The organism is Janthinobacterium sp. 64, assembly GCF_002813325.1.
Taxonomy (GTDB): Bacteria; Pseudomonadota; Gammaproteobacteria; order Burkholderiales; family Burkholderiaceae_D; genus Janthinobacterium.
Map to the genome: position 1 here is coordinate 2,583,189 of NZ_PHUG01000001.1, position 26,593 is coordinate 2,609,781.

Genomic DNA, 26,593 nt, shown 5'->3' on the forward strand with positions numbered 1-26,593 from the left:
ACGGCAAGGAGCTGCAACGCCGCCATCGGCATTTTCTCAGGCCCGCGTCTCTGGCCCGCTGTTGTTAAGCCTTGCGCTTTTAAACGCATGGCACTGCTTAACGTAAAGGCTAGGCGCCAAAACCGCCCCTTTGCACCGCCCGGCTTTATAATCTGTCTTTTCCCTCCCACACAGCCTCCTACCATGCCAGCACAACTGATCGACGGAATCGCCCTCTCCCAACAACTGCGCAGCGAGATCGCCACGCGCGCCGCCGCCCTCACGGCCAAGGGCACCCAGCCCGGCCTGGCCGTGATACTCGTCGGCGAAGATCCGGCCAGCCAGGTGTACGTCCGCAACAAGGTCAAGGCGTGCGGCGACGTGGGTTTCCATTCGGTGCTGGAAAAATATGAAGCGGACCTGTCCGAAGCGGACTTGCTGGCGCGCATCGCCAGCCTGAACGCGGACCCGGCCATCCACGGCATCCTCGTGCAAATGCCCTTGCCCAAGCACATCAACCCGCACAAGGTCATCGAAGCGATCGCCACGACGAAAGACGTGGATGGCTATTCCGTCCTGAGCGCCGGCGAACTGATGACGGGCTTGCCGGGCTTTCGCCCGTGCACGCCGTATGGCTGCATGAAACTGATCGAAAGCACGGGCGTGGACTTGCGCGGCAAGCACGCCGTCGTCATCGGCCGCAGCAACACGGTCGGCAAGCCGATGGCCCTGCTGCTCTTGCAAGCGAACGCTACCGTCACCATCTGCCATAGTGCGACCCCGGATCTGGGCCTGTACACGCGCCAGGCGGACGTGGTCGTGGCCGCCGTCGGCCGCCGCAACACGCTGACGGCCGACATGGTCAAGCCGGGCGCCATCGTCATCGACGTGGGCATGAACCGCGACGATGCAGGCAAGCTGTGCGGTGACGTGGATTTTGCTGGCGTGAAAGAAGTCGCGTCCCACATCACGCCAGTGCCAGGTGGCGTGGGTCCGATGACGATCACGATGCTGCTGATGAATACGGTAGAGGCCGCCGAGCGCATTTAAGAATCACCGGGGCGGCATGACCGTCCCTTTTAATATATGGAAGCGACGATGAACACCAATCCCCTGCTTGATTTCTCCGGCCTGCCACGCTTCGACGCGATCACGCACGAGCATGTCACGCCTGCCATCGATACCCTCTTGGCCCAGGCGCGCGCCACGGTGGCGCAGCTGGAAGCGCCCATGGAAGAAGTGAGCTGGGACAACTTCGTCGCGCCCCAGGACCAGATCGCCGAAACCCTGGGCCGCGCCTGGAGCATCGTCAACCACTTGAATAGCGTGGTCGATACGCCCGAGCTGCGCGCCGCCTACAATGCGAACCAGCCCAAGGTGACGGAATTCTGGACCGAGCTGGGCCAGAACGAAATTCTGTTCGGCAAATACAAGCAATTGCAGGCACGCGCCGATTTCGCCAGCCTGTCGCCGGCGCGCCGTCGCATCGTCGACAATGCCGTGCGCGACTTCCGCCTCGGTGGCGCCGAATTGCCAGAAGACAAGAAAGAGCGCTTTGGCGCCATCCAGGAAGAACACGCGGCCGTCTCGACGCGTTTTTCCGAAAACGTGCTCGACGCTACCAATGACTATAAATTGCTGGTCGAGAACGAGCTTGAGCTGGCCGGCCTGCCCGACGACGTGAAGGCCGCTGCGCGCGCCGCCGCCGAAAAAGCGGGCAAGCAAGGCTATGAATTCTCGCTGCACTTCCCGTCGTACTACCCGATCCTGCAATTTGCCGACAACCGCGCGCTGCGTGAAACCATCTACCGCGCCAACGCCACCAAGGCCTCGGACCAGGGCGACGTCTTCAGTAAAAAAGAGGACTGGGACAACACTCAAAACATCGTCACCTTGTTGCGACTGCGCAACGAAGAGGCGCAACTGCTCGGTTACGCCAATTTCGCCGAAGTGTCGCTCGTCCCGAAAATGGCCACCTCGCCCGCGCAAGTCATCGCTTTCCTGGAAGACCTGGCCAAGCGCGCGCGCCCGTTCGCCGAGAAGGATCTGGCAGAACTGAAACAATTCGCCCGCGAAGAACTGGGCATCGCCGAACTGCAGGCGTGGGACGTGCCCTATGCTTCCGAAAAGCTGCAGGAACGCCGCTATGCGTTCTCGGCCCAGGAAGTCAAACAGTATTTCCCTGAACACAAGGTGATCGACGGCTTGTTCCGCCAGATCCAGAACCTGTTCAACGTCGAAATCAAACCCGATACGGCGCCCGTCTGGCACCAGGACGTGCGTTTTTACCGCATCGAGCGCGATGGCAAGCTGGTGGGCCAGTTCTATCTGGACCTGTATGCGCGCGCGGGAAAAAGCGGCGGCGCGTGGATGGATGACGCGCGTGGCCGCCGCGCCGACGCGCAGCACGTGCAAACGCCGATCGCCTACCTGACCTGCAATTTCACGGAACCGGCCGTGGTAGCTGGCCAAGCCCAGCCTGCCCTGTTCACGCATGATGAAGTCATCACCCTGTTCCACGAATTCGGCCACGGCCTGCACCATATGTTGACCGTCGTCGACGAGCTGGGCGTGTCGGGCATTGCCGGCGTCGAATGGGATGCCGTGGAACTGCCATCGCAATTCATGGAAAACTTCTGCTGGGAATGGGAAGTGCTCGAACACATGACGGCGCATGCCGTCACGGGAGAGCCGCTGCCGCGCGCGCTGTACGACAAGATGCTGGCGGCCAAGAATTTCCAGTCCGGCTTGCAAACCCTGCGCCAGGTGGAGTTCTCCCTGCTCGACATGCATCTGCACTATGACTACGACGCCAGCACGGGCCAAAGCGTGCAGCAGCTGATCGACGGCGTACGCGCCCAGTTTTCGCTGCTCATCCCGCCCCCGTTCAACCGCTTCCAGAATGCCTTCGGGCATATCTTCGCTGGCGGCTACGCGGCTGGCTACTACAGCTACAAGTGGGCCGAGGTGCTGTCCGCCGATGCGTATGCAGCTTTCGAGGAAGCCAAGGCGCTGGGGCCGGCCGCCACCGCGCAAGCAGGCAAGCGCTACCTGCAAGAAATCCTGTCCGTCGGCGGCTCGCGCCCCGCGCTGGAATCGTTCACGGCCTTCCGCGGCCGCGAACCGTCGATCGACGCCCTGCTGCGCCACAGCGGCATGGCCGCCTGAAGGGTGATATGAGCAACACCATGAGCCGCGTCGATTTTCACAGCAACGTGCCGGACAAGCTGGCCTACGCCTGCCGCCTGGCACGCAAGGCGTATATGGCTGGCAACAAGGTCATCGTGCTGGTGCAAGACAGCGCCCAGCTCGACGCCTTGAACAGCGCCATGTGGACCATTTCCGCCACGGATTTCCTGCCGCACGTGCTGGCCGGCGACCCGCTGGCCGCGCAAACGCCGATCATCCTGACCGATGACGCGGCGGCCGAGCTGCCGCATCACGACATCCTCGTCAACCTGTCGCAGCTGCCACCCGCCAATTACGCGCAGTTCCAGCGCGTGTTCGAAATCGTTTCCATGGATGAGCAAGATGCGCAGGCAGGCCGCCAGCGCTTCCTGCACTACCGTCAGCACAACGTGCAGCCGACGCACTTCGTGGCAGGGAAGACATGAGCCAGCAGCCATTCGACCAGGGCATCCCCCTGCTGACGGAGGTGCTGCTGGGGCCGGAAGTGGCTGAGGTCGTCGCGCCAGTTGCGGCTCTGCCTGCCGTCGAGGAAGCGCCGGCGTTACCGCCAACGGTGGCGCAGCCCGACTGGGACGCCATCGAACAGCGGCTGACGCAGCGCATCCTGCACCAGGTGCAGGGCAAGATCGACCATCTGCTGGAAGAGCGCATTGCCCACGTCCTGCAAACGGCCCTGCAAAATGCCCTGATCGGCATGCGGGGAGCATTGCGCGCAGACTTGCAGCAGTCGCTGGAACAGATCGTGGCGCATGCGGTGAGCCATGAACTGGGGCATTTGCACCCACCCGCGCAAGCCTGAGCATGCTGCGCAATGTCGGGTTACGCGCTGTGCGCTAACCCGACCTACCCTATTCTCCCTCCCAACGCCATTCTTTGGTGCGCTCGCGCCTGCGAAACCGGTGCATCGCGCCTCACTTTGGTGATTGTTGCGACAAAATGCAAAAAGCCCCAAAAGCGGCTTTGCGCGGCCTGTTTTTTGTTGTACCTTTCTTCACACGTACCGCCATTCGAAGCGGTTTCACGAGACGCCGCCGTATCTTTATCCATTGGAGAATGTTTATGCTGCTCAAGACCAAAGTCCTTCCTCTCGCCCTCGCCCTTGCTTTTACCGGCCATGCGGGCGCGCAGGAAATCATCAAGATCGGCCACGTCGCCCCGGTCTCTGGCGCCAGCTCCCACCTGGGCAAGGATAACGAGAACGCGGCCAAGATGGCCATCGAGGACTTGAACGCCAAAGGCTTCAAGATCGACGGCAAAGCCGTGAAATTCGTGCTGGTGCCCGAAGATGACGCAGCCGATCCCAAGCAGGGCACGGCCGTGGCGCAAAAGCTGGTCGATGCCAAGGTCAACGGCGTCGTCGGCCACCTGAACTCGGGCACGACGATTCCCGCCTCGCGCATTTACTTCAATGCCGGCATTCCGCAGATTTCGCCGGCCGCCACCAACCCGACGTACACGCAGCAAAAATTCAACACGGCCTTCCGCGTGGTGGCCAATGACAATAAATTGGGCGGCACCCTGGGCGCATATGCCGTGGGCAAGCTGCAGGCGAAGAAAATCGCCGTCATCGATGACCGCACGGCCTACGGCCAGGGCGTGGCGGAACAGTTCGTCAAGGGCGCCAAGAAGGCGGCGCCTGGCGTGCAAATCGTCGGCAAGGAATTTACGAATGCCAACGCGACGGACTTCAATGCCATCCTAACCAGCATCAAGTCGAAAAATCCCGACCTGATCTTCTTTGGCGGCATGGATTCCGTGGGCGGCCCCATGCTGCGCCAGATGAAGGCGCTGGGCATCAAGGCCAAGTTCATGGGTGGCGATGGCCTGTGCACGGAACCGCTGGGCAAGCTGGCCGGCGACGCCGTGGGCGAAGACATGGTCACCTGCGCGGAAGCGGGCGGCGTGACGGGCACGCAGCAAAAAGGCATGGACGATTTCCGCGCCCGCTACAAGCAAAAATACAATATGGAAGTGCAGCTGTACGCGCCCTACGTCTACGATGCCGTGATGACCATGGCCACCGCCATGGCCGACGCCAAGTCGTCGAAGCCGTCCGTCTACCTGCCATTCCTGGCCAAGGTGCACTATCAGGGCGTGACGGGTCCAATCTCGTTCGATGCCAACGGCGACATCAAGGATGGCGCGCTGACGCTCTTCACGTACCGGGATGGCAAGAAGACCAAGATGGAAGTGGTCAAGTAAGCGGCTGCGTCGCCACGTAAGCCTGCAAGCCTTCGGCCAGCGCGTCGAAGGTGGCGCGGCAGCGCAGGCTGCCGCGCAAGTCTTCATGCATGGTGATCCAGGTTTCCATCGGTAGAGCAAACGCTTGCGGCAACACGCGCCGCAGGGCCGGATCGCGCGCCGCCAGCCCCGCCTGGCACACGCCGATGCCGGCGCCCGCCCGTATCAGGGCCAGTTGCGCCAGGTCGCTGTCGCTGCGCCAGGCAAAATTTTCCCGCGCAAAACCCCCAAAGGCGGCGCCCGCGTTGCGCACGAAGGGGCTCGCTTCGTCGTAGCCGATGACGGCATGCTGCGCCAGGTCGGCCAGTGCCAGCGGCGTGCCACGCCGCGCCAGGTAATCCGCATGCGCATGCAGGCCCAGTTCGATTTCGCCCACCTTGCGCGCCACCAGCTGCTCCTGGCGCGGCCGCAGCATGCGCACGGCGATGTCCGCCTCGCGGCGCAGCAAATCCTGCACCTTGTTGCTCAATACTAATTCAATGACCAGGTCCGGATGGCGTTCGCGCAAGCGGGCCAATATTGGCGGCAGCACTTCCACGCCCACCACCTCGCTGGCCGCGATGCGCACGACGCCGGCCACGCCCTGCCCCTGGCTGCTGGCGGCGCGCGCCATCAGCGCAGCAGTATGTTCCATGGTTTCCGCATGGGGCCGCAGCGCCAGCGCCACTTCCGTCGGCAGCAAACCCTGCTGGGAGCGCGTAAACAGGGTCGCGCACAGCGCCTGTTCTAGAGCGGCGATGTGCCGGCCGACGGTGGGCTGCGTGATGTCCAGCGCGCGGGCCGCGCCGGACAGCGAGCCGTGCTTGAGCACGGCCAGCAGCGAGCGGTAGTATTCCCAGGCAATCGAGGTAGTCATACATAAATGTATAGCCTCTGGTCGATGTTCGTCAATTCTCAAATAGCCTTGCGCGGCAGATACTGGCCTCATCAACCACACGGAGGACAATATGGACAAAACAGCATTGGTACTGGGCGCCACGGGCGGCATCGGCGGCGAGATGCTGCGCCAGCTCGTGGCGGCGGGCTGGCAGGTGCGCGCCTTGACGCGGGGAACAACACAAGCGCCACGGGGAGACAACGTCGCATGGCTGCGCGGCGATGCGCTGTCGCGCGCGGACGTGCTGGCGGCCGCCAAAGGCTGCGCCGTCATCGTGCACGCAGTCAACCCACCCGGCTACCGCCACTGGGGCCGGCTGGTGCTGCCCATGCTCGACAATACGATTGCCGCGGCGATGGCCGAAAACGCCACCATCGTGCTGCCTGGCACCGTCTACAACTTTGGCCCCGACGCGTTTCCAGTCTTGGCGGAAGACGCGCCGCAACGCCCGCAGACGCGCAAGGGCGCCATCCGCGTGGAACTGGAAGCACGGCTGGAACGGGCCAGCACACAGGGCGCCAGGGTCATCATCGTGCGCGCGGGCGATTTCTTCGGTCCCCGCGCCGGCAACAACTGGTTTTCGCAGGGCCTGGTGAAACCGGGCCAGGGCGTGCGCAGCGTGCTGTATCCAGGTGCGCCCGGCGTGGGCCACCAGTGGTCCTACCTGCCCGACGTGGCGCGCACGATGCTGCAATTGCTGGCCGTACGCGCCACCTTGCCCGCGTTTTCCCGCTTTCACATGGCAGGCCACTGGGACCACGACGGCCGGCAAATGACGGCGGCGATTGCCCGCGTGGTAGAACAGGCGGCGGGAGCTGCGCCCGCCATCCGGCGCTTTCCATGGTGGCTGGTAGCGCTGGCGTCGCCTTTCGTGGCGACCCTGCGCGAGATGCGCGAAATGCGCTATCTGTGGCAAACGCCCTTGTCCATGGAGAATGCGCGGCTGCTGGCCGTGCTGGGCCAGGAGCCGCATACGCCGCTCGACGAGGCGGTGCGGGCAAGCCTGGAAGGCATGGGCAATTTAGATGCAGCAGGCAAAAAAAAAGCGCCGGGATTGCCGGCGCGCTAATTACTGGTACTGCGGCACAGATTATTTCTGTGCCAGTACCCATTTCACCAAGGTATGGGCTTCCGCATCGCTCACTTGCGGATTGGCTGGCATCGGGATCGCGCCCCAGGTGCCGGAACCGCCCTTCATGACTTTCGCCACGAGCTTGGCTTCCGCGTCTTTTTGACCGGCATATTTGGCCGCCACGTCTTTATACGCAGGACCCACCAGTTTCGTGCTCACCGCATGGCAAGCCATGCAGTTTTTTGCTTTCGCCAGGTCCGGATTGGCCAACGCTGCTTGCGATGCCAGAGCCGATACGGTCAATACACTCACCAACATAAAACGTTTCATTGTCTTTTCTCCAAAGTTACTTCCTGCGGCATTTTACTGTGTTTCCGCAGATGCACCACGAGCCCAGATCAAGCGTTTCAATGTAGTAACGCAATGTAGTAGCGATTAGGCACTCATATTCTGCCCCATCTGCGCGTGCCTGACCATGTTGTTTGTAAGGCGATGTAACGACAGGCGGCCCCGCACGGTCAAACGGGGCCGGCCGTCGCACTTATACAACAAATCAGCGTTTCTGCTTTTTCAGCTGCGACAGGTCACGCACGGCGCCGCGGTCGGCCGACGTCGTCAGCGCCGCATACGCCTGCAGCGCCTGCGACACGTAGCGCTCGCGGTTGACGGGCAGCCAGGCATCGTCGCCCTTCGCTTCCATGGCGGCGCGGCGCGCGGCCAGCTCGGCATCCGTGACGCGCAGGTTGATCGTGCGCTCGGGGATGTCGATGTCGATGAAGTCGCCCTCTTCCACCAGGCCGATGGCGCCGCCTTCGGCCGCTTCCGGCGAGGCGTGGCCGATCACCAGGCCCGAGGAACCGCCCGAGAAGCGCCCGTCCGTGAACAGCGCGCACGCCTTGCCCAGGCCCTTGGATTTGATGTACGAAGTCGGGTACAGCATTTCCTGCATGCCGGGACCGCCTTTCGGGCCTTCATAGCGGATGATGACGACGTCGCCCTCATGCACGGTATCGGCCAGAATCGCTTCAACGGCGGTATCCTGGCTTTCGAACACGCGCGCCTTGCCCGAGAATTTCAAGATGCTTTCATCGACGCCGGCCGTCTTGACGATGCAGCCCTTTTCGGCCAGGTTGCCGTACAAGACAGCCAGGCCGCCATCCTGCGAATACGCATGCGCCTTGTCGCGGATGCAGCCCGTGGCGCGGTCCGTGTCGACTGCCGCAAAACGCTCCGACTGCGAGAACGCCGTCTGCGTCGGCACGCCGCCCGGGGCGGCGCGGAACAGTTCATGCACGGCAGGATCGTCCGTGCACTTGATGTCGTTTTGCGCGATGGCGTCCGCCAGGGTCGGTGCGTGGATGGTCGGCAGGGTCGTGTTGAGCAGGCCGGCGCGCGCCAGTTCGCCCAAAATCCCCACGATGCCGCCCGCGCGGTGCACGTCTTCGATATGGTATTTGTCCGTCATCGGCGCCACCTTGCACAGGCACGGCACCTTGCGCGAGATACGGTCGATGTCGGCCATCGTGAATTCCACTTCCGCCTCGTGCGCTGCGGCCAGCAAATGCAGCACGGTGTTGGTCGAGCCGCCCATGGAGACGTCGAGCGCCATGGCATTTTCAAACGCGGCCTTGGTGGCGATCGAACGTGGCAGCACCGAGTAATCGTCCTGCTCATAATGGCGCTTGGCCAGTTCGACGATCAGGCGGCCCGCGCGCAGGAACAGCTGCTGGCGGTCCGAGTGCGTGGCCAGGATCGTGCCGTTGCCGGGCAGGGCCAGGCCCAGCGCCTCGGTCAGGCAATTCATCGAGTTGGCCGTAAACATGCCGGAGCACGAACCGCAGGTTGGGCAGGCCGAACGTTCGATTTCCGCCACCTCGGCGTCGGACACGGTGCTGTCGCCCGCCTTGATCATGGCGTCGACCAGGTCCAGCTTGATGATCTTCTGCGTGCCGTTGACCACCTTGACGACCTTGCCCGCTTCCATCGGGCCGCCGGAAATGAAGACGACGGGGATGTTGATGCGCATGGCGGCCATCAGCATGCCCGGCGTGATCTTGTCGCAGTTCGAGATGCAGACCATGGCGTCGGCGCAGTGGGCGTTGACCATGTATTCGACGGAGTCGGCGATCAGGTCGCGCGAGGGCAGCGAATACAGCATGCCGCCGTGGCCCATGGCGATGCCGTCATCGACGGCGATGGTGTTGAATTCCTTGGCCACGCCGCCGGCCTTTTCAATTTCGCGCGCCACCATCTGTCCCAGGTCTTTCAGGTGCACGTGGCCGGGCACGAACTGGGTAAACGAGTTGACGACGGCGATGATCGGCTTGTCGAAGTCGCCATCCTTCATGCCGGTGGCGCGCCACAGGGCGCGGGCGCCAGCCATGTTGCGGCCGTGGGTGGTGGTGCGGGAGCGGTATTGCGGCATGATGGGGTCCTTCCAAGGATGATTGATGCCTGACTGCGCGGATTTTCGACAAAACCCTGCATGCAGTGGGGGTACGCCAGATTGCCTTGCGCGCGCCCCACTGTCAAATATATGATGCACGTGTCTGTGAGTCGTTTTATATATCACAGCAAGCAATCCGCATGGAAACGCATATGAATCTTGAGTTACGCCAGTTGCGCTATTTCGTCACCGTCGCCGAGGAATTGCACTTCGGCCGCGCCGCCGCGCGCCTGCACATGACGCAGCCACCGCTGTCGCAAACCATCATGGCCCTGGAAGAGCTGCTGGGCGCGCCCCTGTTCGTGCGCACCCGGCGCGAAGTGCAGCTGACGCCGGCCGGCAGCGCCCTGCTGCCCGAAGCGCGCCGGCTGCTGGCGCAGGCGCAGGATTTACCCGCGCTGGTGCGGCGCGCCGCGCAGGGCGAGGCGGGGCGCCTGAGCCTGGCGTTTGTCTCGTCGGCCGACTACAGCGTGCTGCCGCCATTGCTGCGCGCTTACCAGACGGCCTATCCGCAAGTGCAGATCGCCCTGCAGGAGGCCACCTCGGACTTGCAGCTCGACGAATTACTGGCCGGGCGTACGGATGCGGGCCTGTTGATCCCGCCCCTGCCCGAAAAGGCGAAAGGTGAACTCGACTACCTGCCCGTACTGGCCGAAGCGCTGGTGCTGGCCGCGCCGTCCGGCCTCGCCATATTGAAGTCGCCGGGACCGGTGCGCCTGCACGACCTGCCGCCCCTGCCTTTGATCATTTTCCCGCGCGCGATATCGCCCGCCCTGCACGATGCCATCCTGGGCGTGTTCCGCGCGGCCGGCATTACGCCGCAGATCGGCCAGGAAGCGATCCAGATGCAAACCATCGTCAGCCTCGTCTCGGCTGGCATGGGCATCGCGCTTGTGCCACAATCGGTATCGAATCTGATGCGCCCGGGCGTAGAATACAGGCCGCTGCAGGACGCCACGCCGCTGGTGGAAACGGGCCTGGCCTGGCGCCGCGACAATCCGTCCGCCGTGCTGCAAGGCTTCCTGGCGCTGCTGCGCCAGCAGATCGGCGCGACTGCCGATTAAATTAAGTGGCCGCTAAGGCAAAAAACCGCCAGCGCCCCCATACTACGCAACCTTGGCTTTAAACAAAGAAAGAAACCCCATGCTGATCCACCCGATGCCCGACCCGATCGCCATACAAATCGGCCCGCTCGCCGTGCACTGGTACGGCCTGATGTACGTGCTGGCCTTTGCCCTGTTCATACTCCTGGGCAGAGTGCGCATCAAGCAGCCGCACATCGCCGTACTGGGCTGGAAGAAGGAAGACCTCGATGACATGCTGTTCTACGGCATGCTGGGCGTGGTGATCGGCGGGCGCCTGGGCGAAGTGCTGTTCTACCGCCCCGAGTACTTCCTGCACAATCCGCTGGAAATCTTCATGGTCTGGCATGGCGGCATGTCCTTCCATGGCGGTTTCCTCGGCGTCATCCTGGCCATGTACCTGTGGAGCCGCAAGGCGGGCCGCAACCTGTTCGACGTGCTCGACTTCATCGCCCCGCTGGTACCGCTCGGCTACGCGGCCGGCCGCCTGGGCAACTTCATCAATGCCGAACTGCCGGGCCGCATCGCGCCGGACACCCTGCCGTGGGCCATGCAGTGGCCGGGCATTCCGTATCCCGTGCACCCGTCGCCGCTCTACCAGATGCTGGTCGATGGCATTTTGGTGTTCATCATCCTGTGGCTGTTTGCGCGCAAGCAGCGTCCGCGCATGGCCGTGGGCGCCATGTTCACGCTGCTGTACGGCTGCGCGCGCTTCTTCACGGAATACTTCCGCACGCCGGACTGGGAAGTCGTGTGGCTGGGCGTGCCGATCACGTCGGGCCAGATGCTGTCGCTGCCGATGATCGTCGGCGCCATCGCGCTGCTGGTGTGGGCATATAAAAGCCAGGTGATGGGCACGCCGCCCACCAAGGCGCGCCCGGCCTGAGGGGCGATCAGCCTAGTAGTTTGCTTGTAATCACCTTCCATTGCGCCGGCGTCACCGGCGTGATGGACAAACGGCTGCCCTTCTTCAACAGCAGCATGTCTTCCAGTTCCGGCATCTGGCGCATTTCGGACAGGGGCAGCAGCGCCGTCTTCTTCACGCCACGCACATCGACGCTGATCCAGCGCGGCTGTTCAGGCGTCGCCTTCGGGTCGAAATACTTGCCACCTTCTTCAAACTGGCTGTGATCGGGATACGCGCCGCTGGCCACTTCGGCCACGCCCGCCACACCTGGCTGCGGGCAACTGGAGTGATAGAACAGCACGCCATCGCCCGGCCGCATGCCATCGCGCATGAAGTTGCGCGCCTGGTAGTTGCGCACGCCGAACCAGGGCATGGTGTGCTGCGGCGCGGCCATCAGGTCGTCGATGCTCACTTCATCGGGTTCGGATTTCATCAGCCAATATTGTTTCATCTAGACTCCGTGTGAAAGCGACAGACGTAAAAAAACGGTTGCGCATGATGCGGCAACCGTTTTCAGTGGTACTTACAAATGCAATGCAAATTAGGCCCCGCCTGTGCCGCTATGCCGGCATCCCGAACCAAACGGTTCAAGGTGGTCACGTTAGTTCAATTTCGGGTTCGTCGAACGAGCGACGCTCACTCCCATCAAACAAAATTCGCAACCGATGCGCATAAATGGTTCAAGGAATATATGGCAATCGCGAACACCGCAGGGTAGACCCAAGTTTACTCCTTTTGATCGCGCATCGCAAAGACAAATCGTCGCGTGCACGCTTAAAAAAGGTTTTCCTGGGGCGTCAATGCACTGTCCAGGACGGTATGCATGGCCGAGATTTTCTGCTTCACTTCCAATATCGTCAATTCCGACAGCGGACCTTGCGGCGACTTCACGGAGAGGAATTCCGCGGCCACGCCCAAGGCGGCCAGTACGGCGATGCGGTCGTTGCCCTTGACCTTGCCCGCGTCGCGGATGGCTTTCATTTTGCTATCGAGATAGATCGCCGCTTCGCGCAGCGCGCGCTCTTCGCCATCGCGGCACACCATGCTGTAGGACTGGCCCATGATATTGACATCGACACGCGGCATTACGCTTCCTTCTCGTTCTCGGCAATGTAGGCGCCCGCTTCCGAAGCGGCTTGCTCCAGGCCCGCTTGCACCAGTTCGGGAATTTTTTCCAGCAACGCTTCCACCCGCTCCTGCGCCTCGCGCATGCGTTGCACGTACAGGGCGTTCTCGGCGGACAAGGCGGCGTTATCCTTGCGCAGTTGCGCGTTTTCACGGCGCAGCGCATGGGTCATTTCGGCCAGCAGGCCTATTTTGTCGGATAATTCGTTGAATTCGGAAATCATCCCGCCACTATAGGGCGGACGCTCCATGGGCGTCAATCGAATCACGCCGCTGTCACACATATTTACATCAATGCAGGGCAGTTGGCGGACAATACACACTTTTTCCGGCGCTTTTCGCCAACTGCGCGCATCCGCCGGCGCCGCGATGGCAACGTTTTACTCGTCGACGTAATCGGCTTCGATATCGAGTCCGCCATAGCGGTTTTCGCAAGAGCGGCGCACCAGCGTCTGCTGTCCGCCCTTGCCGTCAAGCACCATCGTCAAATCGCGGCAAGTGCGGCTGTAGCTGCCAGGTTTGGCGTCCGTGCCCGAGGGCGTCAGGCGCACTGCCAGCGGTACCGCATTGCCCAGGCCCTTGTTGCTCCACTGGCGCGTCTTGCCCTCCTCTTCATCTTTCAAGGTGCGCACGGCGGCCTTCAGCAACGATGCTTGTTCTTTGGCATTCAGCTTGGCGATGGTGACGTCGGACAGGAAAGGCGGATACACGACGGGCACCGGGTCCTTGCCCTGCACGTCCCATTTTCCACTGTTCTGCGAACAGGTGCGCCGGCTCAGGTCTTGCGACTTGCCGCCCGCCGTGACGACGAATTTCAGGTCGCGGCACACATGCGCCTTCAGGCTGTGTTCCGTCATGCCGGAGTTGCTGAAGTTATACGTGACCTTGACCATCGCGCCGCGGTCGCCACCGTTGTCCCACACGTGCGCTTCCTGGTCGTCATCGTCCTTGTTGATGTCGTTGAACAAATCGCCCAGCAGCCTGTCTTTTTCCTGCGGGGTCAGGGTGGCCACGGTGATCTCGTCGGCGATGGTGGGCGCTTGCGCGGCGGCATTGCCCAGGCAGGCGAAACCGAGGACGGCGGCGCCCAGCAGGCGCAGGGAGGGACGGGAAAGAGTCGATGGCATGGTGAGTGAGCTTTCAGGTGCGAATGGCGATATTGATATGCAATTCTAATCATCTTATCAAAGTCCATAGTAAAACTCTGTTTCCTGTGCGTACAGGAACGCCGTCCGCCCGAAGGGCATGCTAGAGTCGCGCCTGTTGCTGACGCCCGGAAACGAGCCTTGCGTTTGCGCAAACCCTGTGTAAATGCAGGCTGCGCAGAACGTCTAAGCTTATCTTCCCGGAGAATAAGCCCTTGAATAAGCCCCCTACCGTCCCTATAATTAGCACTCGTTAGTAGAGAGTGCTAACAAACTCTTTCGTAGCAATCCTCAGGACATGATGGTGCATGCCGTACAACAGCAGGGAACGCTACGCGGCGGGCGACGCCGCGATGCACCACTGCTCAAGCCGGCACGCACCGATGCCATGGGGTTTGCTTGACCGTTGCGGGCTGCTTTCAACGGCGGTCACTGAAAGCACGCCTGGCGCTGTGCCAGGCATGTATTCATTTAGCAACACCTATCCATTGAACTTTAAGGAGTTTTGTATGAATCTGCGCCCATTGAACGATCGCGTCATCGTCAAACGCCTCGACCAGGAAACCAAAACTGCGTCCGGCCTCATCATTCCTGATGCAGCCGCTGAAAAACCGGATCAAGGCGAAGTCCTTGCCGTAGGCAATGGCAAGATTCTCGACGACGGCAAAGTCCGTCCTCTGGATGTCAAAGTGGGCGACCGCGTCCTGTTCGGCAAGTACGCCGGCCAAACCGTCAAAGTTGACGGCGATGAGCTGCTGGTCATGCGCGAAGAAGACATCATGGCGATCGTCGTCAAGTAATTGTTTCCACGTTGTAGACAGATACATCCCGAAACTCAGGAGAATTGAACATGGCAGCTAAAGAAGTAGTATTCGGCGACGCAGCGCGCGCCAAGATGGTCGAAGGCGTCAATATCCTCGCCAACGCAGTCAAAGTCACCTTGGGCCCGAAAGGCCGCAACGTGGTTCTGGAGCGCTCGTTCGGCGCCCCTACCGTCACCAAGGATGGTGTGTCGGTAGCGAAAGAAGTTGAACTCAAAGACAAGCTCATGAACATGGGCGCGCAAATGGTCAAGGAAGTTGCTTCCCGCACCAGCGACAACGCCGGCGACGGCACCACCACCGCCACCGTGCTGGCACAAGCCATCGTGCGCGAAGGCATGAAGTTCGTTGCCGCCGGCATGAACCCGATGGACCTGAAGCGCGGTATCGACAAGGCAGTTGCTGCGACCGTCGAAGAACTGGCGAAAATCGCCCGTCCTTGCACCACGACCAAAGAAATCGCCCAGGTTGGCGCGATCTCGGCGAACTCGGACTACTCGATCGGCGAGCGTATCGCTGAAGCGATGGAAAAAGTCGGCAAAGAAGGCGTCATCACCGTGGAAGACGGCAAGTCGCTGAACGACGAGCTGGACATCGTTGAAGGCATGCAGTTCGACCGCGGCTACCTGTCGCCATACTTCATCAACAACCCAGAGAAACAAGTTGCCGTACTGGACAGCCCATTCGTCCTGCTGTGCGACAAGAAAATCTCGAACATCCGTGACCTGCTGCCGGTACTGGAACAAGTCGCCAAAGCTGGCCGTCCACTGCTGATCATCGCAGAAGACATCGAAGGCGAAGCGCTGGCCACCCTGGTTGTGAACAACATCCGCGGCATCCTGAAAACTTGCGCAGTGAAAGCCCCTGGCTTCGGCGACCGCCGCAAAGCCATGCTGGAAGACATCGCTGTCCTGACCGGCGGCCAAGTGATCGCTGAAGAAGTCGGCCTGACCCTGGAAAAAGTGACCCTGGCCGAACTGGGCCAGGCGAAACGCATCGAAGTGGGCAAGGAAAACACCATCGTCATCGATGGCGCCGGCGAAGCAGCATCGATCGAAGCACGCGTAAAACAAGTGCGTGTACAGATCGAAGAAGCGACCTCGGACTACGACCGTGAAAAACTGCAAGAGCGCGTCGCCAAACTGGCTGGCGGCGTTGCCGTGATCAAGGTTGGCGCAGCCACCGAAGTCGAAATGAAAGAGAAAAAAGCCCGCGTTGAAGATGCACTGCACGCGACCCGCGCTGCCGTGGAAGAAGGCATCGTGCCAGGCGGCGGCGTAGCCCTGCTGCGCGCACGCGCCAACATCACGGTCAAGGGCGACAATCCTGATCAAGACGCTGGTATCAAGATCGTCCTGCGCGCAATGGAAGAGCCACTGCGCATGATCGTGCAAAACGCTGGCGAAGAAGCTTCGGTCGTCGTGGCAGCCGTACTGGCTGGCACGGGCAACTACGGCTACAACGCTGCCAACGGCACGTATGGCGACATGGTGGAAATGGGCGTTCTGGACCCAGCCAAAGTGACCCGTTCGGCGCTGCAAAACGCCGCTTCGATCGCTTCGCTGATGCTGACAACCGACTGCATGGTCTGCGAAATCGCTGACGACAAAGCAGGCGGCGGCATGGGCGGCGGCATGGGTGGTATGGGCGGCATGGGCGGCATGGACGGCATGATGTAACCCCGGCATCCCCGCGCGCAGGCGACGGCGCGCAGGGATGCATACGCCGGGGAGAAACAGCAGACCAAAAGCTGCCAGCGCCTCCCCGGCAGCCCCGAAAGCTATCTTCTACGGAAGGTAGCTTTTTTTTCGCCTGCCTTTTCAGCAAGCCCGGCGATTGCCCGCCTGCGCGTTTTGCTTTAGCATGGCCGCCATCGTCCCTCTTTCTCACGCCACCATCATGCCGCCACGCGCCTCTTCTTCCAAAACCACCATCATCGCCGGCATCCTGGCCGGCTTGCTGGCCGCCGGGATCGGCGCTTTCTACCTGCACCAGCAGTCCGCGCCGCACGCAAGCAATGCCCCGGCCGCGAACAGCCAGGCGGCGCAGGAGCAGAACGCGCGCGCCGTCGATGCGCTGATGGCATTGCCGGAAATCAAGGCGTGGTCGGCGCATATCGAAAAGGCATCAGGCGGCCGCGCCCATGGCGCCGTGATGGAAACGTCGCCCGAGACGCGCCTCGTCGATGGCGTCGCCAGCTACCAGCTGAGCTTTTTCGAAAGCACGCCCGATGCGGCCCACCGCTGGGAAAGTTTCGTCGTCACGCCGGACGGCAAGCGCATCCTCGTCGACGACATCGTCAGCGGCGACCTGATCAGCCTGGAACAATGGCGCAAGGACAGCGCGCCCATGCAGCGCATCGCCACGCAGTAACTACGCCGGCGTCCCTTGCGGCGGACGCTTGCGTTGCAGCGCAAGCTTTACTTTCTGGCATCGAAGACCGATACTCGTCCACATGCCCGCCATCACTGTCCGCTCCCTCACGCCAGACGACGCCAGCGCCTACCGCGCGCTGCGCCTGGCCGGCATCGCCGAACTGCCCGCCGCCTTCTGCACCACGCACGCAGCGGAAAGCGCCTTGCCGCTGGCACAGATCGCCCAGCGCTTGCGCACCACCTCGCACCAAATAATATTTGGCGCTTTCAATGAAGAACAATTGATCGCCATAGCCGGCCTGCGCCGCGAACCGATCGCCGTCGTGCATGACAAGGCCAGCCTGTGGGGCGTGTATGTGGCGCCGCAGGCGCGTGGACGCGGCGCGGGACGGCAACTGGTGCACGCCGCCATCGCGCACGCCTGCGCCATTCCCGAACTGGGCCGCGTGTGCCTGGCCGTGGCGCAGGACAACCACGCGGCGTTGAGCCTGTACCTGGGCTGCGGCTTTACCCTGGCGGACTGTCCCGCAGCGGATGGCATGCTGCAAATGCAGCTGTTGCTGCCCCGCCCTGCCCTTGCAAGTGCCGAAAGTAATGTCTTTATGAAAATCAATACCTTACAAATCCCTGCGAAATAGCGGACAGGCCGTTTTTTCTGTTGCAAGCAAACGCGGCAGGCCTTAGCATCGCGGCTTACAAAAAAAACTTGGGGGAGAGCCAATGTCATCGGCCGAGACACAAACCGCCACGGGCAAAATGCCGCGGCAAATACCGTACATCATCGCCAACGAAGGCTGCGAACGCTTCAGCTTTTATGGCATGCGCAATATCCTGACCGTTTTCCTGATCAGCACCCTGTTGCTGCAGCTTCCGGCCGAGCAGCGCACGGGCGAAGCCAAGCACGTGTTCCACACCTTCGTCATCGGCGTGTATTTCTTCCCGCTGCTGGGCGGCTGGCTGGCCGACCGCTTCTTTGGCAAGTACAACACCATCTTCTGGCTCAGCCTCGTGTATTGCGCCGGGCATGCCTCGCTGGCCATTTTCGAGAACAATGTCAAGGGCTTCTATTTCGGCCTGTTCCTGATCGCCTTCGGCTCCGGCGGCATCAAGCCTCTTGTCGCCTCGTTCGTCGGCGACCAGTTCGACCAGACCAATAAGCACAAGGCCAAGCTGGTCTTCGAGCTGTTTTACTGGATCATCAACTTCGGCTCCTTCTTCGCCTCGTGGCTGATGCCGATGTTCCTGCGCGATTACGGCCCGGCCGTCGCCTTCGGCATTCCCGGCCTGATGATGCTGGCCGCCACCATCGTGTTCTGGATGGGCAGCAAGAAATACGTGCACGTGCCGCCTGCACCGCCGAATCCCGACTCGTTTACCCGCGTCGCCCGCACCGCCCTGCTGGCGCGTGTCGATGGCGGTTCACGCCCCGGCCTGTATGTGGCTTACGTCGGCGTGATCGGCGCGCTGTACGCGTTCTACAGCGTCCCCGAATGGGGCTTCGTGATTTCGGCGTGTACCGCGCTGGTATTGCTGCTGGCCTTCGGCAGCATCGGCACGGCCATGCAGCTGGAACGCGCGCGCGGCATCCACCCGGATCATGCCGTCGAAGGCGTGCGCTCGGTCCTGCGCATCCTCGTCATCTTCGCCCTCGTCACGCCCTTCTTCTCGCTGTTCGACCAGAAGGCTTCGACCTGGATCGTGCAGGCCGAATCGATGACCAAGCCGGAAGGCTTCCTGCCATCGCAGATGCAGGCACTGAACCCGTTGCTGGTAATGCTGCTGATCCCGTTCAATAACCTGGTGCTGTACCCGAGCCTGCAGCGCTTTGGCTGGCAGCCGACGGCGTTGCGCCGCATGACGGCCGGCATCGGCTTTTCCTCGCTGTCGTGGATCGTCATCGGTATGCTGCAGTTGTCGCTCGACAGCGGCAATTCCGTTTCCATCTTCTGGCAGATCCTGCCGTACGCGCTGCTGACCCTGGGCGAAGTACTGGTGTCGGCCACGGGGCTGGAGTTTGCCTACAGCCAGGCGCCGGCATCGATGAAGGGCGCCATCATGAGCTTCTGGAACCTGTCGACCACCGTCGGCAACCTGTGGGTGCTGATCGTCAACAAGAGCGTGATGAACGAAGGCGTGATCAGCAAGATCGGCCAGAGCGGCATCAGCGTGACGGCCTTCCAGATGTTCTTCTTCGCCGCCTTTGCAGCGGTGGCCATGCTGGCCTTCGGCCTGTATGCACGCAACTACAAGATGGTCGACAACTACCGCCAGGCGGTGGTGCCGGCGAAAGCATGATGCCGGTTTGATTTGCCGCAATCAAGAAGGGCGCCCTCGGGCGCCCTTTTTTACGTCGTCACCGTCGGCGCATCGCGCCCCGTGCGCTCGCGGATCTGCGCCAGTTGCTGCGCCACGCCAATCAGCCCCGCCAGCGCTTCCTGCGTCGGGATGGCGTGTTGTGACGGATCGGCTTCGTAGCGTTCCAGGTACAGGCGCAGGGTGGCGCCCTCGGTGCCCGTGCCGGACAGGCGCAGCACGATGCGCGCGCCATCCGTCATGATGATGCGGATGCCCTGCTGCGTCGCCACCGAGCCGTCGACCGGGTCGGTGTAGCTGAAATCGTCGGCCAGCGCCACCGTGTAGCCATCGAACACCTGGCCCGGCAAGGCGGCCAGCTGGCCGCGCACGGCGTCCATCAGCTGCTGCGCGCCGGCGCTGTCGAGGTCTTCGTAGTCGTGGCGCGAGTAGTAATTGCGGCCATACGTGGCCCAGTGCGCGCGCACGATCTCTTCCACCGATTGTTTTTTCTCTGCCAGCAGGTTAAGCCAGAACAGCACGGCCCACAGGCCATCTTTTTCACGCACGTGGTTCGAGCCCGTGCCATAGCTTTCCTCGCCGCACAGGGTGGCCATGCCGGCGTCGAGCAGGGTGCCGAAGAATTTCCAGCCTGTCGGCGTCTCGTGGCAAGGGATGCCCAGCGCGCCAGCGACCCGGTCGGCCGCGCCCGACGTGGGCATGGAGCGGGCGATGCCTTTCAAGCCGGCGCGATAGCCGGGTGCCACGCTGGCGTTGGCGGCTAAAATCGCCAGGCTGTCCGAGGGCGTCACGTCGAAGCGCCGGCCGACGATCATGTTGCGGTCGCCGTCGCCATCGGAGGCGGCGCCGAAGTCCGGTGCATCGTCGGCGGCCATGATGGCGATCAATTCCTGCGCGTTGACGGGATTCGGGTCCGGATGGCCGCCGCCGAAGTCTTCCAGGGGTATGCCGTTGATGACGCTGCCCTTAGCCGCGCCCAGCATGCCCTCCAGGATGGCCGTCGCATACGGGCCGGAGACGGCGTGCATGCCGTCAAAGCAGATGCGCAAGCCGCCCGCGAACAGGGCGCGAATGGCGTCGAAGTCGAACAGCTGCTGCATCAGTTCCGCGTAATCAAGCACGGGATCGATCACTTCGACCGTCATCTGCTCGATGCGCGTCAATCCCGGCGCATCGAGGTCGATGTCGGCCGCGTCGCTGATGCGGTACTCGGTGATGGTTTGCGTGCGCGCAAACATGGCTTCGGTGACCTTCTCGGGCGCCGGGCCGCCATTGGCGATGTTGTATTTGATGCCGAAGTCGCCATCGGGGCCGCCCGGATTATGGCTGGCCGACAGGATGAGGCCGCCGCTGGCGCCATGCTTGCGGATCACGCAGCTGACGGCCGGCGTCGACAAAATGCCGCCTTGCCCCAGCAGCACGCGCGCGTAGCCGTGCGCGGCCGCCATGCGCAGCACCGTCTGGATGGCCGCGCGGTTGTAGTAACGCCCGTCGCCACCGAGCACCAGCGTCTGGCCATGGCAGTCGCCGAGCGTGTCGAACACGCTTTGCACGAAGTTTTCCAGGTATTGCGGTGCGCTGAAGACCGCCACCTTCTTGCGCAAGCCCGAGGTGCCGGGCCGCTGGCCGGCCATCGGCGCCGTATTGATCGTTTGAATAGCCATCTTGCCTCCTTATTAACTTCTCATGTTAACCGATGCTGGCCGCGGGGCAAAGCGTTGTACGCCTGCCACGGTGCGGCAAGCCGCTTAGCGCGACATCGCGGCATGCCATATAATGAGAATCATTCTCATATGCGGCATTCCTGGCTGCGGACTCATACATCGGACGCCGTGGTTGCACGCTATTACCAAGAACTGTTGAACTTTTGCTGGCGCAGCTTGCGCAACCGCGAGGCTGCTGCCGACCTGGTGCAGGAAAGCTATGCGCGCGTGCTGGGCGAAGCGGCCGTGCGCGAACCGCGCGCGCTGCTGTACCACACGGCGCGCAACCTGCTGATCGACCAGCACCGGCGCGCCGCCTTGCGCCAGCACGAGGCACTCGACACCCTGCCGGAGGCCGCGCATCCGGCCGCGCCGCACCATTTGCAGCCGGAGCAGGCGCTCGAAAGCAGCCAGGACTGGCAAGCCTGCGTGGCCGCCATCGACGCCTTGCCGCCGCGCTGCCGCGACGCCTTCGTGCTGCACATCTTCGAGCAATTGCCGCACGCGCAGATCGCCGCGCGCATGGGCATTTCCGTGAGCATGGTGGAAAAACATATCGCGCGTGGCATGCTCAGTTGTCAGGCACAGTTGCATTCTTTACGGGAAGCCACATAATGGCGCCCATGACCGCCCTTCCGCCCCGCCATGCTTTCGGCCCTTCCGCCCAGGAGCAGGCGGACGTGCGCGAGCATGCCGACTTTGCCGCCACGCAAGACCCGGTAGCGCTGGCCGCCGCCACGTGGTTCAGCCGGCGCGGCAACCTCGATGCGCAGCAACAGGCCGAGTTTGCCGCCTGGCTGGCGGACGATGCGCGTCACGCCCAAGAGTATGCGCAGCTCAAAGACACGCACCGCGCCGTGCGCCGGATTCCCCCGCACATCGCCGCGCGCTGGGCCGTGCCAGCGCCATCCCCCCGCCGCCCGCTTCTGCGCTCCCTGCGCGTGCTGCCGTATGCGGCGGCCGCCATGCTGCTGCTCGGCGTGGGCGCGGGCGGCTACCAGTGGTGGCAGCAACCCACGTTCAGCCAGTCGTATGCCACCGCGCGCGGCCAGCGCCTGGCCGTTGCCCTGCCCGACGGCAGCAGCATGCAGCTCGATACGGCCACGCAGCTGCACGTCACCGTGTACCGCCAGCGCCGCGAAGTGCGCCTGGCGCACGGCGAAGCGCTGTTCCAGGTGCAGGCGAAGCAAGGACAAGCGTTCGACGTGCTCAGCGGCCCCTTGAGAGTGACGGTGGTGGGTACGCAGTTTTCCGTGCGCAACACCGTGGCCCACGACGGCCAGTTGCGCGTGGCCGTGCAACATGGCCAGGTGCGCGTGGCGGGCGCGCGGCAAGAGCTGGTCGACCTGACGGCCGGCCAGGGCGTCAGCAGCGATGCCGGCGGCCGCCTGTCTGAAATTGCCAGCCTGGCCCCGGGCAGCGTGGCGCCGTGGCGCAGCGGCAGGATCACCTTCGACAATGTGCCGCTGGGCGCGGCGCTGGCCGAGTTCGAACGCTATGGCGACACGGGCCTGGCCGTGCGCGATCCCGCCGTGGCCAGGCTGCGCATCGGCGGCAGCTTCAGCCTGGCCCAGCTCGACCGCTTCGCCGCTGCCCTGCCGCAGCTGCTGCCCGTCCACGTCGTACGCGATGGTGCCGTCAGCGAGATCCGCATGGCGGCAAAAATGCCGGCGCAAGCCCCTGCGATGCGCCGGCCTGCAAAATAAATGCAAATAGTTCGTATTCGCAGGTGAGGATGTGGCACACTGCCGCGTCTACCAAGTTAATCGACAACAAATTAACCTGGAGAATGCTGCATGTGGTCCCCCCGCCTCAATCTGACACCCGCCCCCCTCGCCCTGGCCGCCATGCTGGCCCTGGGCACCCTTCCCCTGGCACAGGCGCAAACGGCGCCCACCGTCAAGCTGTCCATCGCCGTCCAGCCGCTGGGCCAGGCCCTGAATGAGCTGGCGCGGCAAGCCAATCTGCAACTGCTGTTCGCGCCCGAGCTGGTGGCCGGCAAGACGGCACCGGCCGTCAGCGGCACCTTGAGCGTGGCCGACAGCCTGGAACGCCTGCTGGCCGGCAGCGGCCTGGCCGCCAGCATCGACGGCAACAGCGTCATCATCCGCCCGGCGCCCGCCGCCACGGGCAAGGTGGCGACCCTGGCGGAAATCACCGTCAGCGCGCGCCAGGAGGCGACGACGGATACCGAGCTGACCAAGTCGTATGCGGCGCAGGCGGTGAGTATCGGCAAGGGCCGGCAAAGCCTGCGCGAGATTCCCCAGTCCGTCTCCGTGCTGACGCGCCAGCAATTGAACGACCAGAATTTGCTGAGCCTGGACGACGCCATGCGCGGCGTGACGGGCATCACCGTCGAAGCGAGCAGCACGGGCGGCAACCACGGCAACTTTTACTCGCGCGGCTATGCGCTCGATGCGGTGCAGGTCGATGGCGTGATGACGCCGGCCAGCACGGGCAATGACCTGTCGGCCGGCTTCGGCCTGGCCATCTATGACCGCGTGGAAGTGCTGCGCGGCCCGGCCGGCCTGTTCCAGGGCGCGGGCGACCCAGGCGGCACCATCAACCTGGTGCGCAAGCGGGCGCGCGACACCTACACCGCCAGCGGCGTGCTCAGCGCGGGTTCCTGGGACCGCTACTATGCGGAAGCGGACGTCACGGGCCCCCTGAGCGCGGATGGCAAGGTGCGCGGCCGCCTGGTGGCCGCGTATGAACACCGGCGCTCCTTCGTCGACCACGTGTATGCGGAAAAACCGCTGCTGTACGGCACCGTTGCCGTCGATGTGGCGCCGGGCACCGTGCTGACGGGCGGCGTCACCTGGCAGGAATACAAGGGCCGTCCCGCCTTCGGCCTGCCCGCGTATGAAGACGGGCGCCTGCTCGACGTGCCCCGTTCGACCTACCTGGACCCGGCCTGGAACCACATCACGGAAAAGGTCACCGAGTATTTTGCCGAACTCGACCATAAGCTGGACAACGGCGGCCAGGTCAAGGTGACGGCACTGTACCGCAAGCAGGATGAGCCATCGCGCAATTTCGGCTGGTCCGACTGTTCGGCCGATCCCGTCACGGGCGACAGCTGCCTGATCAGCTGGAACTACCGCAGCCACTGGAAGACGCAGGGCCTGGACGCTTACCTGGCCACGCCGTTCCAGGCGTTTGGCCGCAGCCACGACCTGATCGTGGGCGCCGACTACCGCCAGGTGCACAAGAATTTTCAGTATGGCGGCGGCGACAATGCGCCGATCAACATCTTCCATCCGGATAACAATATCGCCCGGCCCAGCTACACTTTTTCCAACGGCAATGACAACCGCACGAAACAGTTCGGCCTGTACGCGCGCACCCGCCTGCAAGCCACCGAGCGTCTGGCCATCAACCTGGGCGGGCGCCTGACGCACTGGGACAACCATACCGTCAACCGCAATGCCTATTTCAACCAGTTCACCGATGTCAGCAACACCATCAACGCGAAATTCACGCCGTACGCGGGCCTGGTGTATGAGCTCGACAAGCAGGTGTCGGCCTACGGCAGCTACACGCGCATCTTCACGCCCCAGAGCACCACGGACGCTGCCGGCCAGACCCTGAAACCACGCACGGGCCAGCAGTTCGAACTGGGACTGAAGGCGGAGCTGTTCGACAAGAACGTCAACGCGCATGCGGCCCTGTTCCGCATGGAAGACGAGAACCGCGTCATGCCCGACCCGGCCAACCCGCTATTTTCCATCGGCGCGGGCAAGATGCGCAGCCAGGGCATGGAAGCCGAACTGAGCGGCAGCCCCCTGCCGGGCTGGAACATCACGAGTGGCTATTCCTACACCAGCACGCGCACCCTCGAAGGCAGCGATGACCAGAAGGCCCAGCTGTACACCTTCATCGCGCCGCGCCACAATGTCAATCTGTGGACCACTTACCGGCTGGCCGGCGCGCTCGACAAGATCAGCGTGGGCGGCGGCTTGCGCAGCGTCAGCAGCATGTACCGCCTGAACGGCCCCGTGAAATTCGAGCAGGGGCCCGTCACCACGGTGGGCTTGCAGGCTGGCTACCGCCTCAGTCCCAAGCTGGAGCTGTCGCTGACGGTGAACAACCTGTTCGATAAAAAATACTACACGCGCGTGTGGGCCGCCTATGGCTCCAACTTCTATGGCGAACCACGCAATGCCATGCTGACCCTGCGCGGCCAGCTGTAAACGCCCGCGCTCCTGCGCATACACGGCCGCCGCCAGCGATGGGGCGGCCGTGCTCGTTTACAACATCGTACTCTTGCATGTCTCGCAACTCCACACTATAATAAGAATAGTTCTCATTCACATTTGGATTCCGTACGGAGTCCGCCTCCCGCATGTCCTGCCTGCCATCGACCGGCCAGGATGGCATGACTGGTGCGCAGCTGGATGACACGCTGCGCCAGCCAGGCATCCCCGCCAAGCAAGCCTTCCCGTATCAATAACGAAAAAGGTAGTTTCATGGCGCGGGCACGTTCGCCGGCCGGCATTGCCGCCGCCGCATCCCGGCACCTTGCACCGCTGCGACAACCACGTTTCTCACCATAAACCAAGGGATACACCATGCACCTCACTTCCATCGCGCGCCTCGGCGCCCTCGCCACCGCCCTGCTGGGCGCTGCCCTCGCTTCCGGCACGGCCAGCGCGCACCAGATCTGGCTGCAGCAGGACGCCAAGGCGGCCAGCGTGTACTTCGGCGAGTTCGGCGACAACCTGCGCGAAGCGTCGCCCGGTCTGCTGGACAAGTTCAGCATCAGGAACGTGACGTGGATCTCGGCCAAGGGCGCGCAGCCGCTGCAGGCGAGCAAGACGGGCGGGGCGTTCATCCTCAATGGCAAGGCGGGCGCCGGCGAAAGCATCATCGTCGAGGAAGACAACTACCCGTCGTGGGAAGAAAAGAAGGATGGCAAGGCCACGCGCACCGTATGGATTCCCGCCGCGCGCCTGGTCGCCGACGGCAAGGCGCAAGCTCCCGCGCTGACCCTGGACCTGGTACCGACCGGCAAACCGGGCCAGTTCCAGGTCAGCTACCAGGGCAAGCCGCTGGCGCAGGCCAAGGTCAACGCCGTGGTGCAGTCGGGCTGGGGCAAGGAAGCGTGGAGCGATGCGCAGGGCCTGGTCAGCTTCCCGCTGCCATGGAAGGGCACCTATGTGCTGGAAGTGCAGCACACGGACAAGACGGCCGGCCAGCGCGGCGCGCAAGCCTATGACAAGGCCATGTTCGTGACGACCCTGAGCCTGGTGCAGCCGCAAGGCGTGACGCCGCTGCCGGCCGGCCCTGCCGTGCCACCGAGCAAGGAACACGACTGA

At 63.0% G+C, this 26,593-nt stretch carries 25 protein-coding genes and 1 other RNA gene; 17 read left to right on the top strand and 9 right to left on the bottom strand.

Annotation, left to right across the window (positions count from 1 at the left end):
- Nucleotides 1-183 precede the first annotated feature (183 nt).
- The 5 genes from folD to CLU91_RS11375 all read left to right on the top strand — a co-directional run bounded on the left by folD (nucleotide 184) and on the right by CLU91_RS11375 (nucleotide 5,370).
- Nucleotides 184-1,029, top strand: coding sequence for a bifunctional methylenetetrahydrofolate dehydrogenase/methenyltetrahydrofolate cyclohydrolase FolD (gene folD / locus CLU91_RS11355; protein WP_100874238.1), 846 nt, complete (start codon nucleotides 184-186; stop codon nucleotides 1,027-1,029).
- Nucleotides 1,030-1,077: 48 nt separating this feature from the next.
- On the top strand, nucleotides 1,078-3,147 hold the full coding sequence (locus CLU91_RS11360) for a M3 family metallopeptidase (protein ID WP_100874239.1): 2,070 nt from the start codon (nucleotides 1,078-1,080) through the stop codon (nucleotides 3,145-3,147).
- Nucleotides 3,148-3,167: 20 nt separating this feature from the next.
- The gene (locus CLU91_RS11365) at nucleotides 3,168-3,593 is read left to right on the top strand and encodes a DNA polymerase III subunit chi (RefSeq protein ID WP_100876690.1); all 426 of its coding nucleotides are present in this window, start codon (nucleotides 3,168-3,170) and stop codon (nucleotides 3,591-3,593) included.
- The gene (locus CLU91_RS11370; protein ID WP_100874240.1) at nucleotides 3,590-3,967 is read left to right on the top strand and encodes a hypothetical protein; all 378 of its coding nucleotides are present in this window, start codon (nucleotides 3,590-3,592) and stop codon (nucleotides 3,965-3,967) included. The genes CLU91_RS11365 and CLU91_RS11370 overlap by 4 nt, the downstream gene beginning before the upstream one ends.
- A gap of 260 nt (nucleotides 3,968-4,227) precedes the next feature.
- Nucleotides 4,228-5,370 (top strand): branched-chain amino acid ABC transporter substrate-binding protein, encoded by a 1,143-nt coding sequence (locus CLU91_RS11375; protein ID WP_100874241.1) that lies wholly within the window; start codon nucleotides 4,228-4,230, stop codon nucleotides 5,368-5,370.
- On the opposite strand, the gene CLU91_RS11380 is transcribed toward CLU91_RS11375, so the two are convergent.
- On the bottom strand, nucleotides 5,363-6,265 hold the full coding sequence (locus CLU91_RS11380; RefSeq protein ID WP_100874242.1) for a LysR family transcriptional regulator: 903 nt from the start codon (nucleotides 6,263-6,265) through the stop codon (nucleotides 5,363-5,365). The genes CLU91_RS11375 and CLU91_RS11380 overlap by 8 nt on opposite strands.
- A 91-nt stretch (nucleotides 6,266-6,356) precedes the next feature.
- On the opposite strand from CLU91_RS11380, the gene CLU91_RS11385 reads away from it, so the two are divergent.
- Nucleotides 6,357-7,355: an NAD(P)H-binding protein gene (locus CLU91_RS11385; protein WP_100874243.1), complete on the top strand. Its 999-nt coding sequence runs from the start codon at nucleotides 6,357-6,359 to the stop codon at nucleotides 7,353-7,355.
- Between the two features lie 21 nt (nucleotides 7,356-7,376).
- Here CLU91_RS11385 and CLU91_RS11390 read toward each other — a convergent pair whose 3' ends face one another.
- Nucleotides 7,377-7,688 (bottom strand): c-type cytochrome, encoded by a 312-nt coding sequence (locus CLU91_RS11390; protein ID WP_071075742.1) that lies wholly within the window; start codon nucleotides 7,686-7,688, stop codon nucleotides 7,377-7,379.
- Nucleotides 7,689-7,911: 223 nt separating this feature from the next.
- Complete coding sequence (gene ilvD / locus CLU91_RS11395) at nucleotides 7,912-9,783, bottom strand: dihydroxy-acid dehydratase (protein ID WP_100874244.1); 1,872 nt, start codon at nucleotides 9,781-9,783, stop codon at nucleotides 7,912-7,914.
- Nucleotides 9,784-9,956: 173 nt separating this feature from the next.
- Here ilvD and CLU91_RS11400 point away from each other — a divergent pair, with 173 nt between their 5' ends.
- Nucleotides 9,957-10,868: a LysR family transcriptional regulator gene (locus CLU91_RS11400; protein WP_100874245.1), complete on the top strand. Its 912-nt coding sequence runs from the start codon at nucleotides 9,957-9,959 to the stop codon at nucleotides 10,866-10,868.
- Nucleotides 10,869-10,947: 79 nt separating this feature from the next.
- On the top strand, nucleotides 10,948-11,772 hold the full coding sequence (gene lgt / locus CLU91_RS11405; RefSeq protein WP_100874246.1) for a prolipoprotein diacylglyceryl transferase: 825 nt from the start codon (nucleotides 10,948-10,950) through the stop codon (nucleotides 11,770-11,772).
- 7 nt (nucleotides 11,773-11,779) lie between these two features.
- Here the strand turns inward: lgt and CLU91_RS11410 are convergent, their stop codons facing one another.
- The 5 genes from CLU91_RS11410 to CLU91_RS11430 form a co-directional block, all read right to left on the bottom strand.
- Nucleotides 11,780-12,244, bottom strand: a complete 465-nt coding sequence (locus CLU91_RS11410) for an EVE domain-containing protein (protein ID WP_100874247.1) — start codon at nucleotides 12,242-12,244, stop codon at nucleotides 11,780-11,782.
- Between the two features lie 90 nt (nucleotides 12,245-12,334).
- Nucleotides 12,335-12,512, bottom strand: a non-coding RNA gene (ssrS, locus tag CLU91_RS11415) — 6S RNA.
- Between the two features lie 55 nt (nucleotides 12,513-12,567).
- Nucleotides 12,568-12,879 carry a cell division protein ZapA gene (locus CLU91_RS11420; RefSeq protein ID WP_034747344.1) on the bottom strand — a complete coding sequence of 104 codons (312 nt, stop codon included), beginning with the start codon at nucleotides 12,877-12,879 and terminating at the stop codon, nucleotides 12,568-12,570.
- The gene (locus tag CLU91_RS11425; RefSeq protein WP_332870889.1) at nucleotides 12,879-13,169 is read right to left on the bottom strand and encodes a DUF904 domain-containing protein; all 291 of its coding nucleotides are present in this window, start codon (nucleotides 13,167-13,169) and stop codon (nucleotides 12,879-12,881) included. Before CLU91_RS11425 ends, CLU91_RS11420 begins: the two co-directional genes overlap by 1 nt.
- A 129-nt stretch (nucleotides 13,170-13,298) precedes the next feature.
- On the bottom strand, nucleotides 13,299-14,045 hold the full coding sequence (locus CLU91_RS11430) for a hypothetical protein (protein WP_100874248.1): 747 nt from the start codon (nucleotides 14,043-14,045) through the stop codon (nucleotides 13,299-13,301).
- A gap of 527 nt (nucleotides 14,046-14,572) precedes the next feature.
- On the opposite strand from CLU91_RS11430, the gene groES reads away from it, so the two are divergent.
- The 5 genes from groES (at nucleotide 14,573) to CLU91_RS11455 (ending at nucleotide 19,554) form a co-directional block, all read left to right on the top strand.
- Nucleotides 14,573-14,863 (top strand): co-chaperone GroES, encoded by a 291-nt coding sequence (gene groES / locus CLU91_RS11435; protein ID WP_010400979.1) that lies wholly within the window; start codon nucleotides 14,573-14,575, stop codon nucleotides 14,861-14,863.
- 50 nt (nucleotides 14,864-14,913) lie between these two features.
- Nucleotides 14,914-16,563 carry a chaperonin GroEL gene (groL, locus tag CLU91_RS11440; RefSeq protein ID WP_010400981.1) on the top strand — a complete coding sequence of 550 codons (1,650 nt, stop codon included), beginning with the start codon at nucleotides 14,914-14,916 and terminating at the stop codon, nucleotides 16,561-16,563.
- A 184-nt stretch (nucleotides 16,564-16,747) separates the two neighbouring features.
- Nucleotides 16,748-17,257, top strand: coding sequence for a hypothetical protein (locus CLU91_RS11445; RefSeq protein ID WP_232730706.1), 510 nt, complete (start codon nucleotides 16,748-16,750; stop codon nucleotides 17,255-17,257).
- 82 nt (nucleotides 17,258-17,339) lie between these two features.
- Complete coding sequence (locus CLU91_RS11450) at nucleotides 17,340-17,897, top strand: GNAT family N-acetyltransferase (protein WP_100874249.1); 558 nt, start codon at nucleotides 17,340-17,342, stop codon at nucleotides 17,895-17,897.
- A gap of 82 nt (nucleotides 17,898-17,979) precedes the next feature.
- Complete coding sequence (locus tag CLU91_RS11455) at nucleotides 17,980-19,554, top strand: POT-type proton-dependent oligopeptide transporter (RefSeq protein WP_100874250.1); 1,575 nt, start codon at nucleotides 17,980-17,982, stop codon at nucleotides 19,552-19,554.
- A 50-nt stretch (nucleotides 19,555-19,604) separates the two neighbouring features.
- Here the strand turns inward: CLU91_RS11455 and CLU91_RS11460 are convergent, their stop codons facing one another.
- Nucleotides 19,605-21,236 (bottom strand): alpha-D-glucose phosphate-specific phosphoglucomutase, encoded by a 1,632-nt coding sequence (locus CLU91_RS11460; RefSeq protein ID WP_100874251.1) that lies wholly within the window; start codon nucleotides 21,234-21,236, stop codon nucleotides 19,605-19,607.
- Between the two features lie 168 nt (nucleotides 21,237-21,404).
- On the opposite strand from CLU91_RS11460, the gene CLU91_RS11465 reads away from it, so the two are divergent.
- The 4 genes from CLU91_RS11465 (at nucleotide 21,405) to CLU91_RS11480 (ending at nucleotide 26,593) form a co-directional block, all read left to right on the top strand.
- Nucleotides 21,405-21,890 (top strand): sigma-70 family RNA polymerase sigma factor, encoded by a 486-nt coding sequence (locus CLU91_RS11465; protein ID WP_198521310.1) that lies wholly within the window; start codon nucleotides 21,405-21,407, stop codon nucleotides 21,888-21,890.
- An 8-nt stretch (nucleotides 21,891-21,898) separates the two neighbouring features.
- Nucleotides 21,899-22,981, top strand: coding sequence for a FecR family protein (locus CLU91_RS11470; RefSeq protein ID WP_100876692.1), 1,083 nt, complete (start codon nucleotides 21,899-21,901; stop codon nucleotides 22,979-22,981).
- 90 nt (nucleotides 22,982-23,071) lie between these two features.
- Nucleotides 23,072-25,468 (top strand): TonB-dependent siderophore receptor, encoded by a 2,397-nt coding sequence (locus tag CLU91_RS11475; protein ID WP_100874253.1) that lies wholly within the window; start codon nucleotides 23,072-23,074, stop codon nucleotides 25,466-25,468.
- Between the two features lie 378 nt (nucleotides 25,469-25,846).
- Nucleotides 25,847-26,593 carry a DUF4198 domain-containing protein gene (locus CLU91_RS11480; RefSeq protein ID WP_100874254.1) on the top strand — a complete coding sequence of 249 codons (747 nt, stop codon included), beginning with the start codon at nucleotides 25,847-25,849 and terminating at the stop codon, nucleotides 26,591-26,593.